17 protein-coding genes are annotated in these 14,580 nt (G+C 72.4%); 6 read left to right on the top strand and 11 right to left on the bottom strand.

The window, feature by feature from the left end; genetic code table 11:
- Positions 1-175 precede the first annotated feature (175 nt).
- Positions 176-1,096 carry an ADP-ribosylglycohydrolase family protein gene (locus tag AB0B98_RS06945; RefSeq protein WP_357361329.1) on the bottom strand — a complete coding sequence of 307 codons (921 nt, stop codon included), beginning with the start codon at positions 1,094-1,096 and terminating at the stop codon, positions 176-178.
- 73 nt (positions 1,097-1,169) lie between these two features.
- Between AB0B98_RS06945 and AB0B98_RS06940 the strand changes: the two genes are divergently transcribed.
- The gene (locus AB0B98_RS06940; RefSeq protein WP_091401712.1) at positions 1,170-1,859 is read left to right on the top strand and encodes a response regulator transcription factor; all 690 of its coding nucleotides are present in this window, start codon (positions 1,170-1,172) and stop codon (positions 1,857-1,859) included.
- Positions 1,860-1,888: 29 nt separating this feature from the next.
- Positions 1,889-3,292, top strand: a complete 1,404-nt coding sequence (locus AB0B98_RS06935) for a HAMP domain-containing sensor histidine kinase (protein WP_357361328.1) — start codon at positions 1,889-1,891, stop codon at positions 3,290-3,292.
- 268 nt (positions 3,293-3,560) lie between these two features.
- Here AB0B98_RS06935 and AB0B98_RS06930 read toward each other — a convergent pair whose 3' ends face one another.
- On the bottom strand, positions 3,561-4,583 hold the full coding sequence (locus AB0B98_RS06930) for an adenosine deaminase (protein ID WP_210785208.1): 1,023 nt from the start codon (positions 4,581-4,583) through the stop codon (positions 3,561-3,563).
- Positions 4,580-5,428: a trans-aconitate 2-methyltransferase gene (locus AB0B98_RS06925; protein WP_357361327.1), complete on the bottom strand. Its 849-nt coding sequence runs from the start codon at positions 5,426-5,428 to the stop codon at positions 4,580-4,582. Before AB0B98_RS06925 ends, AB0B98_RS06930 begins: the two co-directional genes overlap by 4 nt.
- A gap of 29 nt (positions 5,429-5,457) precedes the next feature.
- Here AB0B98_RS06925 and AB0B98_RS06920 point away from each other — a divergent pair, with 29 nt between their 5' ends.
- Entirely contained in the window at positions 5,458-6,441 is a 984-nt protein-coding gene (locus tag AB0B98_RS06920) for an aldo/keto reductase (protein ID WP_357287403.1), read from the top strand.
- A gap of 88 nt (positions 6,442-6,529) precedes the next feature.
- On the top strand, positions 6,530-6,721 hold the full coding sequence (locus AB0B98_RS06915; protein ID WP_238671989.1) for a hypothetical protein: 192 nt from the start codon (positions 6,530-6,532) through the stop codon (positions 6,719-6,721).
- Between the two features lie 121 nt (positions 6,722-6,842).
- Here the strand turns inward: AB0B98_RS06915 and AB0B98_RS06910 are convergent, their stop codons facing one another.
- From AB0B98_RS06910 to AB0B98_RS06880, 7 genes are all read right to left on the bottom strand, one after another.
- The gene (locus AB0B98_RS06910; RefSeq protein WP_030338233.1) at positions 6,843-7,046 is read right to left on the bottom strand and encodes a cold-shock protein; all 204 of its coding nucleotides are present in this window, start codon (positions 7,044-7,046) and stop codon (positions 6,843-6,845) included.
- A gap of 287 nt (positions 7,047-7,333) precedes the next feature.
- Complete coding sequence (locus AB0B98_RS06905; RefSeq protein ID WP_238671988.1) at positions 7,334-7,606, bottom strand: DUF4235 domain-containing protein; 273 nt, start codon at positions 7,604-7,606, stop codon at positions 7,334-7,336.
- Positions 7,603-7,977 (bottom strand): DUF3618 domain-containing protein, encoded by a 375-nt coding sequence (locus AB0B98_RS06900; RefSeq protein WP_196927356.1) that lies wholly within the window; start codon positions 7,975-7,977, stop codon positions 7,603-7,605. Before AB0B98_RS06900 ends, AB0B98_RS06905 begins: the two co-directional genes overlap by 4 nt.
- Positions 7,974-8,408: a phage holin family protein gene (locus AB0B98_RS06895; RefSeq protein WP_030338239.1), complete on the bottom strand. Its 435-nt coding sequence runs from the start codon at positions 8,406-8,408 to the stop codon at positions 7,974-7,976. Before AB0B98_RS06895 ends, AB0B98_RS06900 begins: the two co-directional genes overlap by 4 nt.
- A 530-nt stretch (positions 8,409-8,938) precedes the next feature.
- Positions 8,939-10,126 carry a mechanosensitive ion channel domain-containing protein gene (locus AB0B98_RS06890; RefSeq protein WP_238669948.1) on the bottom strand — a complete coding sequence of 396 codons (1,188 nt, stop codon included), beginning with the start codon at positions 10,124-10,126 and terminating at the stop codon, positions 8,939-8,941.
- A gap of 83 nt (positions 10,127-10,209) precedes the next feature.
- Entirely contained in the window at positions 10,210-11,031 is an 822-nt protein-coding gene (locus AB0B98_RS06885; RefSeq protein WP_357361326.1) for a DUF1206 domain-containing protein, read from the bottom strand.
- A gap of 59 nt (positions 11,032-11,090) precedes the next feature.
- A complete protein-coding gene (locus AB0B98_RS06880; protein WP_357361325.1) occupies positions 11,091-11,456 on the bottom strand; it encodes a hypothetical protein in 366 nt (121 codons plus the stop codon).
- A 96-nt stretch (positions 11,457-11,552) separates the two neighbouring features.
- Between AB0B98_RS06880 and AB0B98_RS06875 the strand changes: the two genes are divergently transcribed.
- Both AB0B98_RS06875 and AB0B98_RS06870 read left to right on the top strand, forming a co-directional pair.
- Positions 11,553-12,779 (top strand): cysteine desulfurase-like protein, encoded by a 1,227-nt coding sequence (locus tag AB0B98_RS06875; RefSeq protein ID WP_357361324.1) that lies wholly within the window; start codon positions 11,553-11,555, stop codon positions 12,777-12,779.
- The gene (locus AB0B98_RS06870; protein WP_238669945.1) at positions 12,776-13,063 is read left to right on the top strand and encodes a GNAT family N-acetyltransferase; all 288 of its coding nucleotides are present in this window, start codon (positions 12,776-12,778) and stop codon (positions 13,061-13,063) included. The genes AB0B98_RS06875 and AB0B98_RS06870 overlap by 4 nt, the downstream gene beginning before the upstream one ends.
- Here the strand turns inward: AB0B98_RS06870 and AB0B98_RS06865 are convergent.
- A complete protein-coding gene (locus tag AB0B98_RS06865; RefSeq protein ID WP_357361323.1) occupies positions 13,060-14,553 on the bottom strand; it encodes a glycoside hydrolase family 3 protein in 1,494 nt (497 codons plus the stop codon). The two genes, AB0B98_RS06870 and AB0B98_RS06865, sit on opposite strands and share 4 nt — an antisense overlap.
- Positions 14,554-14,580: the final 27 nt, after the last annotated feature.

The following is a 14,580-nucleotide window of genomic DNA, read 5'->3' as shown; positions in this document are numbered from 1 at the left end:
GGGTTCCTGGAAACCGGGGCATCCCCGCCGCGCGGACAGCCCGATTTAGCGGTGATCCACTCTGCTTTCAGGAAACCGGGGCATCCCCGCCGCCCGGACGACCCGATTTACAGGAAGACGAGTTGATCAGGCGCAGGCGCGGGTAGCCCGGTTGGCCGGGGCATTCCTCGGGGGGTCAGGGGAGCCAGCTAGGTAGCGGCTCGCGGGAGGCCAGCCACTTCTCGGGCACCCCGCCCGGGGTGCCGACGCCGGTGTGCGCCGCCACCACAGCGCCGACGATGGCGGCAGTGGTGTCCACGTCCCCGCCGGCCCGTACGCACGTCTGGATGGCCGCCGGGTAGTCGTCCAGGTGCGTGGCGGCCACCCAGAGGGTGAACCCGACGGTGTCCTGGGCGGTCACCCGGGAGCCGTTGCCGAGCGCTGCCACCACCTGGGGCAACGGCCGGCCGAGCAGCCCGGCAGCCCGGGACACGCCCCGATGCACCTCGGTGCCCGGGTCGAGCGCGGCGGCGATCCCGGCGAGCAGCCGCTCCGGGGACGGCCGGTGCCCGTCGAGGCGGGCCCGGGCGGCCAGCGCGGCGGCGACGGCGACCGCGACAGCGCCGGCGACCCCCTCCGGGTGCGCGTGCGTCACCTCGGCGGACGCGCGCGCCTGTGCCGCGGCGCGCGCTGTCGAGTCGGCGAAGTACGCGCCCAGCGGGCCGACCCGCATCGCCGCGCCGTTGCCGCAGGAGCCCTGCCCGTCGAAGGCGGAGGCGGCGGCCAGCGGCCACGGGGTGCCGGCGCTGATCAGCCCCAGGATGAGCATCGCGCCCGCGCCGTAGCCTCGGCGCTCAGTGCATCGCCCGGCGAAGGAGAGCGCCAGCCGGTCCCGGTCGATGCCGCCGGAGTCGGCCAACTCAGCGAAGACCGAGCAGGCCATTTCGGTGTCGTCGGTCCATTCCCAGGGCGCTGGCGGCAGCGCGTCGGCGGCGAGATCCACTGGCGCCGGCCCCGGCAGGAAGTACTGCGCGCCGAGCGCGTCGCCGGTGGAGAGACCGGCGAGGCTGTCCCGGGCGAGCGCCAGGCGGGCATCGGCGAACAGGGTGAACGACATCGTCATACCAGCTTGCCCGGTCGCCAGGCACGCCGCAACGCGATCAACTTGCCAGGCCAAGTACGGTCTTGTCGTGGCCTCCGTGCTCCTGGTCGAAGACGATCACGTCGTACGCGGCGCGATGCTGCGGTCCCTCACCGACCGGGGGCACGCCGTGCACGCCGTGGGTACGGCGTTGGACGCCCTGCGTCGGGTCGCCGCGGAGACACCCGACCTGGTGGTGCTCGACCTCGGCCTACCCGACCTGGACGGCTCGGACGCGCTGCGGATGTTGCGCGGCATCACCGACGTTCCGATCATCATCGCCACCGCCCGCGACGACGAGCAGTCGGTGGTCAAGCTGCTGCGCGCCGGCGCCGACGACTACATGGTCAAGCCGTTCACCGGGGCGCACCTGGACGCCCGGATCACCACAGTGCTGCGCCGGGCCGGCCGGGCCAGTCGGTCCGTGCAGCCGGCTGTGCACAGTGTCGGCGGGCTGCGGGTGGACGTGGGCGAGCGCAGCGCCCAGCTCGACGGGGAGCCGCTGGCGCTGACCCGCAAGGAATTCGACCTGTTGGCGTATCTCGCCGCACGACCTGGGCGGGTAGTGTCCCGCCGGGAACTCTTGGAGGAGGTATGGCGGCAGCCATCGGTCGGCGAGGATCAGACCATCGACGTTCACCTGTACTGGCTCCGCAGAAAGATGGGCGAGTCCGCGGCGAAGCCGCGCTACCTGCGCACCGTGCGGGGGGTCGGATTCCGGCTGGTGGCACCGGACTGAGGACGGCGCTGGCCCTGCTCACGGCCGGCATGTGCAGTCTCGTGGCGCTCGCGTTCCTGATCCCGCTCGGGCTCAGCCTGCGCGAGCAGAGTCGGGACGAGGCGATCGCCGACGCGGCGCGGCGCAGCGCGCTGGTGACGGGCGCGCTGGCGGTGAGCACCGACCCGGCGGTCGTCGAGCGTGCCGTGGTGGCCAGCGCCGAAGGCGCCCCCACCCGGCCCGTGGTGCACGGGTTGGGGTTGGACGAAACCGCTGGTCGGGCCAGCGGCAGCGACCTGGACCGGGCCCGCTCCGAGCGCCAGTCGTTGGTAGTCGACGTCGACGGGGGTGCGGCCCGGCTCGATCCGGTCGTCCTCGGTGACCGCACGGCCGTGGTCGAGGTGTTCCTACCGGAGTCGACGCTGGGCGAGGGCGCCGGCGGCACCTGGTTGCTGCTGTTCGCCGTCGGCGCGGCGATGGCCGGCGCGGCGGTGCTGGTGGTCGACCGGGTCGCTGCCCGCGCGGTGGACTCCACCCGCGGTCTGGTCAAGGCCGCGCTCTCCATCGGCGACGGCGACCTCGGCGTACGCGTCGAGCCGACCGGTCCGCGCGAGCTGGCCGAGGCCGGGTACGCCTTCAACCGGATGGCGGACCGCCTGGACGCCGCCCGCACCGACGAGCGGGAGTTGGTAGCCGACCTGTCTCATCGTCTGCGTACCCCGTTGACGGTGCTGCGGTTGGACGCGGAGGCGTTGGAGTCCGACGACACCAGCGTGGGTTCGTTCAGCCCGGCGGAGTTGGACCGGCTGCGCGGGATCCGGCGGATCCGGCAGGCGATCGTCACCCTGGAGGGTGAGATCGACGTGCTGATCAAGACGACCCGTAAGACGGTGGCGCTCGAGGCCGGGCCGGCGATGTGCGACGTCAGCGAGGTGGTCCGGGACCGGATGGTGTTCTGGGCGGCGTTGGCCGGCGACCAGAACCGGCCGCACCGGGTCAACGGCGCCCAGCTGCGTATCCCGGCGCCGGTGCCGCGGGCCGAACTGGCCGCCGCGCTGGACGCGGTGATCGGCAACGTTTTCCGCTACACCCCGCAGGGCACCGCGTTCGAGGTGGCGGTGTCCCGGCGCGACGGTTACGTGGCGATCCGCATCGACGACGCCGGCCCCGGCATCGCCAACCCGGACCGGGCGCTGCGCCGCGGCGCCAGTGACAAGGGCTCGACCGGGCTCGGGCTGGACATCGCCAAGCGGGTCGCGTTGCAGGCCAACGGTTCGGTGAGCATCGACCGCGCCCGGCTGGGCGGGGCCAGTGTGGTGATGCTGCTCGCCGACCCGGAGGCGACGCCCCGGCAGGTCAGCCGCTTCGGCCTGGTCGGTCGGATGGCGCGCGACGCCCGGGACACGAAGGCCACCGGACGTCGCTGGCCCCGCCAGCGCCCCACCGACGACTGACCCGACCGGACCCGGGGCTGTGCGCCGGCGCAAGTCTTCCTTAGATCGCGGTTAACGACCGCTTCGGATCGGCTGCGGGCTGACAGGATCACAGCACGAACCCACCAGTTCCACCGGCCGAGCGCACCACGCACCCCCGGCCGGTGGAGCCGCGCGCGCGGCGGGAGCCACAGGTCCCCCCACACCCACGCTCCCGCCGCGCGCCCTGCTCAACCAAGCGGCCCGGCTCAACCAAGCGGCCCGGCCGGCACCCGAGCGGCCGATCGGGTCAGCCGGCGGTGGCGAGGTACGCGTCGATCTCGGCGAGGATCCGCTGCTGGCCGGCGGCGTCCAGGAAGGACGCGGTCACCGCGTTGCGGGCCAACCCGGCCAGCCCTTCGGCGCCGACGCCGAGCAGGCGGGCGGCCACCGCGTACTCGTCGTTGAGGGTGGTGCCGAACATCGGCGGGTCGTCGGAGTTGATGGTGACCAGCAGCCCGGCCTCGACCAGCCGGGGCAGCGGGTGCTCGTCGAGGGTGGCCACCGCCCGGGTACGGACGTTGGACGTCGGGCAGATCTCCATCCCGATCTGCCGCTCGGCCAGGTACGCGAGCAGCTGCGGGTCCTGCGCGGCGGAGATGCCGTGCCCGATCCGCTCGGCACCCAACTCGTTCAGCGCGTCCCAGACGGTCTGCGGCCCGGTGGTCTCCCCGGCGTGCGGCACCGAGCGCAGCCCGGCGGCGCGGGCCTGGTCGAAGTAGGGCCGGAACTGCGGTCGGGGTACGCCGATCTCCGGGCCGCCCAGGCCGAAACTGACCAGCCCGTCCGGGCGCTCGTCAAGCGCGATGCGCAGCGTCTCCTCGGCTGCCGGCAGGCCGGCCTCACCGGGGATGTCGAAGCACCAGCGCAGCTCGATGCCGAAGTCGGCCAGGGCGCGCTTGCGGGCGTCCTCGATGGCCTCGCAGAACGCCGGCGCGGGAATGCCCCGTCGGACGTGCGAGTACGGGGTGATGGTCAGCTCCGCGTACCGGACCTGTTGGCGGGCCAGCTCGCGGGCCACCTCGTGGGTGAGGATCCAGACGTCCTCCGGGTCGCGGATGAGATCCACGACGCTCAGGTAGACCTCGATGAAGTGCGCGAAGTCGCGGAACTCGAAGTAGTTGGCGAGCGCGTCCGGGTCGGCCGGCACGGGGGTGCGCCCCTCGTGGCGCGCCGCCAACTCGGCGACGATCCGGGGCAGGGCGGAGCCGACGTGGTGCACGTGCAGCTCCACCTTGGGCAGGCCGGCGATGAAGGTGGACAGGTCGGTCACTGGTTCTCCTGGGCATGGTCGCCGGTGCGGGCGACGACGAAGACGCGGCGGAACGGGAAGTACACCTGACCCTGCCGCACCGGGTACGCCGCGGTGAGCCGTACTCCCAGCTCGGCCCGGAAGGCGGACCAGCCGGCGGCGTCCAGTGCGGCCCGGACCGGGCGCAGCGCGGTGCCCTCCATCCAGGCCAGCACCGGGTGCTCGGCGGCGGGTCGAGCCGGCAGCAGGTGCACGTAGGTAGTCTCCCAGGCGTCCACCGCGCAGCCGGCAGCGGTCAGCAGCGCCGCGTAGTCGGCCGGGTCGTCCACCGGGTCCGCGCGCAGCAGCGGGGCGATGTCGGCCCGCCAGGAGGGCCGGTTGGCGACCTCCCGCAGGGCGCGGTGCGAGTCGGCGTCGAAGTTGCCGGGGACCTGCATGGCGAGCCACGCCCTGGCGGGCAGCTCGGCGGCCCAGCGGCGCAGCAGTTCCTGGTGGCCGGGCACCCACTGCAGCGCCGCGTTGCTGACCACCAGGTCCTCGTCGCCGGCCGGAACCCAGTCGCGCAGGTCGGCGACCGCGAAGTCGACAGGCGCGCCGAGGGCCTCGGCCCGCTCGATCATCTCGGGTGAGGCGTCGAGGGCGCGCACCCGGCTGGTCGGCCACCGTTCGGCGAGGACGGCGGTGAGCTGTCCGGGGCCGCAGCCGAGGTCGACCACCGCACGGGGTCGCTCGGCCGGGATTCGGGCCAGGAGGTCGTGGAACGGCCGGGATCGCTCGTCGCCGAAGCGCAGGTAGGTCGTTGGGTCCCACATGGTCGCCTCCCAAACCGTACGGCCGTACTGCTGACGGTACGGCTCGCGTGGCACTGCGGCAACCCGATCACTAGGCTCGGGGCATGGAACAGCGCAGCTTCAACCGGCTCGGCCGGACCGTTGGCGCGGTCGGCCTGGGCGCGTGGCAACTCGGCGCCGACTGGGGCACCGTCAGCGAAGACGACGCGATGGCGGTGCTCGCCGCCGCCGTGGACGCCGGGGTCACCTTCCTCGACACCGCCGACGTGTACGGCGACGGCCGCAGCGAGCAGCTGATCGGCCGTTTCCTGCGCACCCGACCCGACGCCGGGCTGACCGTCGCCACCAAGATGGGCCGCCGCGTCGAGCAGCAGCCGGAGGCGTACACCCTGGCCAACTTCCGGCAGTGGACCGACCGCTCCCGGGCCAACCTGGGGATGGACACCCTGGACCTGGTCCAGTTGCACTGCCCGCCCACCGCCGTCTTCTCCTCCGACGAGGTCTTCGACGGCCTGGACACCCTCGTCGCCGAGAAGGCCATCGCCGGGTACGGGGTCAGCGTCGAGACCTGCGACCAGGCCCTCACCGCGATCGCCCGACCGGGGGTGGCGAGCGTCCAGATCATCCTCAACGCGGTCCGCCACAAGCCCCTGGAGCGGGTGCTGCCGGCCGCGGCGGCGGCCGGTGTCGGCATCATCGCCCGCGTGCCGCTCGCCAGCGGCCTGCTCTCCGGCCGCTACGACGAGCACACCGAGTTCCCCGCCGACGACCACCGCAACTACAACCGGCACGGCGCGGCCTTCGACGTCGGGGAGACCTTCTCCGGAGTCGACTTCGATCGAGGTCTGGCCGCCGTACGCCGGCTCGCCCCGCTCGTCGACGCGGACCGCACCATGGCGCAGTTCGCACTGCGCTGGGTGTTGGATCAGGCGGGCGTCACAGTGGTCATCCCCGGTGCCCGCGACGCCGACCAGGCCCGACGCAACGCCGCCGCGGCGACCCTGTCCCCGCTCACCGACGAGCAGTTGGCAGCCGTCCGCGAGACCTACGACGAGCTGATCCGCCCGCAGGTGCACGACCGGTGGTGACCCGCGCGCCCGGGGTGCTCGCGTCGCACCACCCGGCCGGCGATGCTGGACGGCGGCGCGCCGCCCCGGGCGGCGGAGAGGGGACGCGATGAGAGGTTGGCTTCCGCTCACCCTCGGCCTGCTGGCCGTGGTGATCGGTGCGGTGTGGACGGTCCAGGGCCTCGGCTACGTCAGCGGCAGCGTGATGACCGACGAGAAGATCTGGGCGGTGATCGGCCCGCTCGTGACGGCGGCCGGGCTGGTGGTGCTCTGGCTCGGCCTGCGCTCGCGTCGACGCTGACCGCTCGCCGCACCGGCGATCCTGAGCAGGCGAAAGCCCCGCATCCCAACCGGGATGCGGGGCTTCACCGTGACCCTTGAACCGGATCGTCCCACTGGCCGGCGGGGGCCGGCCGTCCTACTCAGATGGGACGGACCTGCTCAGCCTGCGGGCCCTTCTGACCCTGAGCGATCTCGAACTCCACCCGCTGGTTCTCCTCCAGCGAGCGGTAGCCGCTGGTCTGGATGGCCGAGAAGTGGACGAACACGTCAGCACCCCCACCATCGACGGTGATGAAGCCGAAGCCCTTGTCAGCGTTGAACCACTTCACGGTTCCCTGAGCCATGTGTTTCTCCCTCTAAAAACTGGCGGCCGTGCACGCCGTCCGGCCGATTGGCCGTTTTTGAGCAGCGGCGCCTGAGGCGGCCCCACGAAGGAGACTTCTCTCAACCCACGCCATCTCGCAACAGCGGGGACCAGCAAATCACGGAGGTAAAAAGTCTGTCACGACCTCTCCGACGAATTTCTCCGACATGTGACCTGACGGATGCCTCAGGTGCGCTGGGCGGCGTGCGATGCCATGCGAAAGCCCCCTTCCCATCGATGCGGAAAGGGGGCTGAAGTCGCTGCTGGTCAATCCGGCCAGCTGCCGGTCATCCGGCGTACGCCGACCGCGCCGCCCCGGTCCACGGCGGCCCGGACGACAGCGAAGATGGCGCCCTGCAACGCCGCGGCGGCCAGGATCTCGCCCCAGCCGCGATCCTCGTCGGTCGCGTTGGGCGCCTCACCGTCGCCCGCAGTGACCTTCCAGACCTGCCGGAAGATCGCCCCGGCCACCGCCCCGGCGGCGAAACCCATCAACACGCCGACCGGCCGGTACGCGACCCTGCCGATGCTCTTACTCACCTACGCCTCCCCCGCACGATCATCAGCACCACCACTGTGGCCACCGCGCCGGCCGCGATGGCCGCCCACGGCACCGGGTTGCGGCGCACCAACTCGCCCTTGTCGTACGCCTGTGCGCGTACCAACTCGCCCTTCTCGTACGCCTGCGCCCGCGCCATCCCGGCGCCACGCGCGGCCTGGCCGCGGACCCGAGCGACGGTCTGCGCCGCCTGCTCCCGCATCCGCTCCTTGGCCTGCTCGGCGGACTCCTTCAAACGCGCCTTGACGTCGGCCTTGGCGGCCAACGCCTCCATCGTCTCGCCCAACTCGACCCGGGTGCGACGGATCTCCTCGCGGAGGGCCTCCGTGTCGCCGGTCCCGTTACCGGTCATTGCCGCCCCCTGTCCTTCACCGCGGCGGTGACAGTGTCCATGTCTGCCCGGAGGCTACGGACCGTGGCCGCCGGCACCGGCGGGACGGCACGGCTGACCTGCTTCTTGCCCACCAGGGCGAGGATGCCGGCCACCAGGAAGCAGGCCACCGCCACGATCAGCGCCGCGGCCCAGGCGGGCAACACCAGGTCGAGCAGCAGGATCGCCGTGGCGACCAGCGCACCCAGACCAAAGAACGCGAGCGCGCCACCGCCGCCGAACAGGCCGATCCCGATGCCCGCGTGCTTACCCTTCTGGGTCAACTCCGCTCGGGCCAGCGTCAGTTCGTCCCGTACGAGGCGGGAGATCTGCTCGGTGGCCCGCTGCACCAACTCGGCGGTGGAGGGCTCGCTCCCGTTCTGGGATGTGCGGGCTTTCGCCACGTCAGCCATGCTGTCCTCCTTTCCTCATCACCGCGCTGTATGCCCGAAGTCGCCGCTCGTCAATCCTAAAGCGCGCCAAGCAGCTCACCGTCCCCGTTGTCCGGACGCCGCGCCGCCGATCCACGGCCAGCCGCCGCGATCACGCCAGAGACGTCCGGCAGCACATCCCCCACCCAAGCCCGACCAAACCTCCCCCAAGGGACCCCTCCCCCGCCCTCCCGCATCCCTCCGGCCCTCCCTCTCCCGCCCTCTCCGCGCGTGATCAAGAGGATTCGGTCAGGACACGCCGGGGTGGGTGACCGAAACCTCTTGATCAACTCCGCTAAGGGAGGCGTGGGGAAGGCGATGCCGGGTGGGGCTGGCCGGCCGGTGCATGACTGCCGGGACCCGGGTGCGCGCGCGCAAGATCGCGCTCGATCCTGGTTGTAGTGGCCTCGGCGGGGATGGATGCCACTACAACAAGGAAAATGCACGATCTTGTGGGCGCGGGCGGGCCGGCCCGGTGCGGGCGCGGCCTGGTGCGGGCGGGGCGGGGCGGGTTAGGGGCGGGTTTCTTCGGGGCCTACGAAGGCTTCGCTGCGGGCGTCGCCGTCGTCGCTGCCGCCGAAGACACGGGCGTCGTCGGGCGCCTCGGTGTCGGACGGGCGGCGGGCCGGCCGCCTCGGCTGCACCCACTGCCAGGACAGGTTGCTGGTGGAGTCGCCCAGCTCGGTGCGGAGCCGGGGCATCGCGGTCGGGCGGTTGTCCCGGATCCAGGCGACCAGGTGCTCCCGGACGAGGCAGCGCAGGTCCCACAGGCTGCCCGCGTCGGCGGCGCTGACCAGCGCGCGCAACCGGACCGTCCCGCCGGTGGCGTCGGTGACCTGGAGGACGCAGACCCGCCCGTCCCACAGTTCGGTGCCCTCGACGAGGCGGCGCAGTTCCTCGCGCATGGTCTGCACGGGCACCGCCCAGTCGACGTCGAATTCGGCGGTGCCGAGCACCGCCGCCTCCGTCCGGGTCCAGTTCTGGAACGGTTTGCTGGTGAAGTACGAGGTGGGCAGGATCAACCGGCGGTCGTCCCAGATCTGCACCACGACGTAGCTGAGTGTCAGCTCCTCGATGCGACCCCACTCCCCTTCGACAACGACGACGTCGTCGAGCCGGACGGCGTCGCTGAAGGCGAGTTGGAGGCCGGCGAAGACGTTGCCGAGCAGGCTCTGTGCGGCGAGCGCGGCCACCACACCGACCACACCGGCCGAGGTCAGCACACCGGCGCCGATGCCCCGCACGCTGGGGAACGTCATCAGCATCACGCCGACGGTCAGGATGACGATCACCGCGATGGTCAGTCGGCGCAGCATCACCACCTGGGTCCGTACCCGTCGGGCGTGCCGGTTGTCGGGTACGTCCACCCGGAACCGGGCCAGCGCGGTGTCCTCCACGACGACCAGCAGGCAGGCGACCAGCCAGGCCACCGTGGCGATGACGCCGAGGATGAGCAGGTGCAGCAGCAGTCGCCGCCAGCTCTCGCCGACGGCGTACCCGGTGCTGAAGCGGACGGCGAACTGCACGGCAAGGACCGTTGCGGCGACCTGGAACGGGCGGTGCGCGTGGTCGGTCAGCTCGGTCAACAGCAGTGACCGGCGGCCGAACCGCCGGGTCAACCGGTGGACGACTTCGACCAGGAACAGGGCGACCGCCGCCGCGACGAGCGCGGCGACGGCCGTTTCGAGATAGTTCTGCACGGCTTCGGTGCTCCCCTTCGACCAGACGTCGGGCACTCCGGGCAAAAGCCCAAGAGTGCCCGATGTCCGTGGTATCGACCAGCTCAGACCTTGCGGTACCGGGACTGGAGGAAGCAGTAGACGCCGAAGGCGGCGATGCCGAGGGCGACCAGGGCCAGCAGGAACGTGCCGTAGGACTGCTCCTGCAGGGTGTGCAGGGCGGCGTCCAGACCACGGGCCTTCTCCGGGTCGTAGTTCACCGCCGCCACGATGACCAGCAGACCGGAGATGCCGTACGCGATGCCCTTGGCGATGTATCCGGCCATGCCCAGCCGGCGGGAGAGCTGGCGGGTCTTCGGGCTCATCTCGCCGGTCTTGAGGTGCTTCTCGAACTTCTTGCGGGCACCGTAGATCACCAGGCCGATGCCGATCGCGGCGACGACCAGCCCGGCCAGGCCGACCAGCCAGCGGCCACCGCTGGAGGTCATCAGCTTGCCGCTCAACGCCTCCTGCTGGTCGGCGCTGTTCGACCCGGCGTCCTTGAAGACCTTGAAGGCGGTCCAGGCGAAGTAGAGGTAGACGATCGTCCGGCCGGCCGAGGCGAGCCGTTCCAGGACCCGCTCCTTGCCGCGCTCGGCGCGGTGCCCGACCGCCGCCTCCAGCGCCTGCCAGATCGCCATCGCGAGCAGGCCGACCGCGACGGCGATGACCAGGAACTTGCCGAGGGGCTGTGCGGAGAGGGTACGCAGCGCGCCGGACTGGTCGCCGTCGTCGGACGACGTGCCGAACGCGATCTGCAACGCCAACCAGGCGAAGAGCAGGTGAACGATGCCGTAGCCGATGAAGCCGGCCCGGGCGAGGAGTTCCAGCCACCGGCTGTCCGCCGTACGGGAGGCGGTGGCTTCGGCGCTACGGGTGAGTGACATGGCGTCACAATCTCCGATTCTGAAGATTCCCAAACGTCGGCCACCGCCGCCCGCCCAGGTCAGCTGCCCGGGTTGCGCGATACGCGAATCTTGACCTGCTGGTCGGTCACGCTGTCCAGGGTGACCGCGAAGCCGCCGGCCTCGGCCGCCTGCTGGCCGGTGGTGAGGGTGAGCTGCTCACCGGCGACCTCGACTGTCACCTGGTCGCCCTCGGCGCCGACCAACTTGGCCTCGATGCCCAGGATGGTGGTCCGCGCGTCGACACCTCGCTCGAAGGTGACGGTGCACGCGTCCACGGCGCAGTCGGTGGACGCGCCCTGGGAGCTGCACCCGGCGAGCACGGCGAGGCCGAGCGCCAGACCGGCGAAGAGACCGGCGGCGCGGCGAATGGGGGGAATGGGCATGGTGGCGGGTCGGTTCGTCACCTCGCCAAGAGTACGAGACATCCGCGACGCCGCCGTTGAACGGTGATCACCTGGTGGCCGACCAGGGCACGGGGAGCACCGGCTAGGGTCCGGGACATGCCGTTCGACATCGCCCGCACCCGGGCCGCGTACCCCGCCCTGACCGAGGGCTTCGTCCATTTCGACGGTGCCGGGGGCACCCAGACCGCGGCCGGTGTGATCGACGCGGTCACCGACGCCATGCGATCGGCGATCGGCAACCGCAGTGCCGCCTTCGTACCGGGTCGCCGGTCGTTGGAGTTGGTGGCCGAGGCCCGTTCGGCGGTGGCCGACCTGCTCGGCGCCGACCCGGCCGGGGTGGTGCTCGGCCCGAGCGCGACAGCGCTGACGTACACGCTGGCCCGCACGCTCGGCGCGGCCTGGCGGCCCGGCGACGAGGTGGTGGTCTCCCGGCTCGACCACGACGCGAACGTCCGGCCGTGGGTGCAGGCCGCCGAGGCGGCCGGCGCGACGGTGCGCTGGGCCGAGGTCGACAGGCACACCGGTGAGCTGCCCGCGGCCCAGTACGCCGACCTGGTGGGCGAGCGGACCCGGCTGGTCGCTGTGACTGCCGGCAGCAACGCCATCGGCACCATGCCGGACGTGCCGGCGATCGCCAAGACCGCGCACGCGGTCGGCGCGCTGGTCTGCGTCGACGGGGTGCACTCGGTTCCGCACGGGCCGACCGACCTGACGTCGCTCGGCGCGGACGTGCTGGTCACCAGCGCGTACAAGTGGTCCGGTCCGCACCTGGCGGCGATGGTGGCGGACCCGGCCCGCTGGGCGGCGCTGCGCCCGGCGAAGCTGGTGCCGTCATCCGACGCGGTGCCGGACCGGTTCGAGTACGGCACGCCGAGCTTCCCGCTGCTGGCCGGTGTGGCCGCCGCCGTGGATCACCTGGCCGGGTTGGACCCGGACGCGGTCGGCGACCGGCGGGCGCGGCTGCGGGCCGGGCTGACTGCCGCCCAGGCGCACGAGGAGGCCCTGCTGGACCGGCTGCTCGCGGGGTTCGCCCAGCGGCCGGCGATCACCGTCTACGGCTCGCCGGCGCGGCGCTGCCCGACGATCTCGTTCCGGGTCGCCGGGATGTCGCCGGCGGCCACGCAGGAGGCGTTGGGCGCCGCCGGGTTCTGCCTCTCCGTCGGCGACTACTACGCCTATGAGTACTTCCAACTGATGGGTCTGCGCGACAGCGGCGGCGCGGTGCGGGCCAGCATCTACCACTACAACACCGCCGACGAGGTGGACCGCTTGCTCGGCGAACTCGACGCGCTGGCCGACCGGGCGGGGAGAATGGCCGGATGAGCACCCTGGTCGAGGACAACCCGGCGAAGCACCGCTTCGAGATCCTGGTCGACGACGCGCTGGCCGGCTTCACCGCGTACCTGCCGCGCGGGGAGGTCCTGGTCTTCACCCACACCGAGGTGGACAAGAGCTTTCAGGGCAAGGGGGTGGGCGGCGCGCTGATCCGCGGCACCCTGGACCAGCTCCGGGCACGCGGCACGACAGTGGTGCCGCAGTGCCCCTTCATGGCCGCGTTCATCGACAAGCACCCCGAGTACGCCAACCTGGTGGCCGATCTTCCCTAGGGAAGGCCGGCGCCGGTGAGCACCTCGGCGGCAGCCTGCCCACTGGCCCGGGTGGCGCCGTGGGTGGCCAGGTGCACCGCCCCGGTGACCAGTTCGGGCACGCCCAACTCGACCACCACGGCGTCCGGCCGGGCGGCCAACGCGCGGTGCACGGCGTCGCGCATCCAGTCGTGCCGGTGCTGGTCGCGGACGACCAGGACCAGGGGGCGACCGCCCGCCCCGGCGCCCGGGTCCGCCGGCACGTCGGGTTCGGCGTAGCGGACGGTGCTGGTGCCGGGCAGCAGCTCGGTCAGTGGTCCGCCGATGCCCCACGGGGTCTCGGCCCCGATGGCGATGTTGCGCAGCGGCTCGAACTCGACGACGTGTGCCGCGCGGGTCAGTGGCAGCGCGACAGTCGTGCCCGGGGCGGCGGTGACCCGGACGGCCCGGCGGGCGGCAATCAGCCCGACGTGGGCGGCGCGTCCTGCGGCCGAGCCGGCGCTGCGGGCGGCCACCGTCCAGGCGGCGAGTTGACCGACGCGCTTGGCGGCCTCGGCGAGACGTTCCTCGGGCAGTTCACCGGAGACGACGGCGGCCACGATGGCGTCGCGCAGCTCGCGGGCGGACTGCTCGTCGGCCCGTTCGCCGCCGATGCAGATGGCGTCGGCCCCGGCGGCGAGGGCGCGGACCGTCGCACCGGCGAAGCCGTACCGGTCGGCGACCGCGCGCATCTCCACCGCGTCGGTGACCACCACGCCGGAGAAGCCCAGCTCGTCGCGGAGCAACCCGCCCAGGATGCGCTGACTCAGCGTCGCCGGCAGGTGCGGGTCGAGCGCGGGCACCAGCAGGTGACCGGTCATCACCGCCTGCACCCCGGCGGCCACGGCGGCGCGGAACGGGGCCAGTTCGCAGGCGTCCAGCCGGGCCCGGTCGGCGGTGATCCGGGGCAGGTCGTGGTGTGAGTCGACCCGGGTGTCGCCGTGCCCGGGGAAGTGTTTGGCGCAGGCCGCGACACCGCCGGCCTGGAGCCCGCGGACCCAGGCGGCGGTGTGCCGCGCGACCAGCGCCGGGTCGGCGCCGAAGGAGCGGACGCCGATCACCGGGTTCGCCGGATTGGAGTTGACGTCGGCGTCCGGGGCGTAGTTGAGGGTGACCCCCGCCGCTGCCAGTTCGGCGCCGAGGTCCCGGGCGACGGCCTCGGTCAGCTCCGGGTCGTCGACAGCGCCGAGGGCGAAGTTGCCGGGTCGGGAGCTGCCGTGCACCGACTCCAGCCGGGTGACGTCGCCGGCCTCCTCGTCGATCGCCACGATGACGTCCGGCCGTTCCGCGCGCAACGTCGCGGTGAGGGCTGTCACCTGCTCGGTGTCGACCACGTTGCGGGCGAAGAGCACCACCGAGCCGAGACCCTCGCCGAGCCAGCGGAACACCCATGGGGGTGGGGTGGTGCCGACGAAGCCGGGTTGCAGAACGGCGGCGGCGAGCACCGGGAGGTGCCCGTTGGTGGTTGTCACTCCGCCCCCTCGCAGTGATCGATGTCG

The organism is Micromonospora sp. NPDC048947 (assembly GCF_040649495.1).
Classification (GTDB): Bacteria; Actinomycetota; Actinomycetes; order Mycobacteriales; family Micromonosporaceae; genus Micromonospora; species Micromonospora alfalfae.
The sequence above is the reverse complement of the archived record's forward strand: the minus strand, read 5'-3'. Positions and strand labels throughout refer to the sequence as shown.

Excerpts from the sequence above, each read along its gene's own strand:
- AB0B98_RS06935 (WP_357361328.1), top strand. The coding sequence starts at position 1,889 with ATGTGCAGTCTCGTGGCGCTCGCGTTCCTGATCCCGCTCGGGCTCAGC.
- AB0B98_RS06885 (WP_357361326.1), bottom strand. The coding sequence starts at position 11,031 with ATGTCACTCACCCGTAGCGCCGAAGCCACCGCCTCCCGTACGGCGGAC.
- AB0B98_RS06870 (WP_238669945.1), top strand. The coding sequence starts at position 12,776 with ATGAGCACCCTGGTCGAGGACAACCCGGCGAAGCACCGCTTCGAGATC.
- AB0B98_RS06875 (WP_357361324.1), top strand. The coding sequence starts at position 11,553 with ATGCCGTTCGACATCGCCCGCACCCGGGCCGCGTACCCCGCCCTGACC.
- AB0B98_RS06920 (WP_357287403.1), top strand. The coding sequence starts at position 5,458 with ATGGAACAGCGCAGCTTCAACCGGCTCGGCCGGACCGTTGGCGCGGTC.
- AB0B98_RS06910 (WP_030338233.1), bottom strand. The coding sequence starts at position 7,046 with ATGGCTCAGGGAACCGTGAAGTGGTTCAACGCTGACAAGGGCTTCGGC.
- AB0B98_RS06915 (WP_238671989.1), top strand. The coding sequence starts at position 6,530 with ATGAGAGGTTGGCTTCCGCTCACCCTCGGCCTGCTGGCCGTGGTGATC.
- AB0B98_RS06945 (WP_357361329.1), bottom strand. The coding sequence starts at position 1,096 with ATGTCGTTCACCCTGTTCGCCGATGCCCGCCTGGCGCTCGCCCGGGAC.
- AB0B98_RS06895 (WP_030338239.1), bottom strand. The coding sequence starts at position 8,408 with ATGGCTGACGTGGCGAAAGCCCGCACATCCCAGAACGGGAGCGAGCCC.
- AB0B98_RS06900 (WP_196927356.1), bottom strand. The coding sequence starts at position 7,977 with ATGACCGGTAACGGGACCGGCGACACGGAGGCCCTCCGCGAGGAGATC.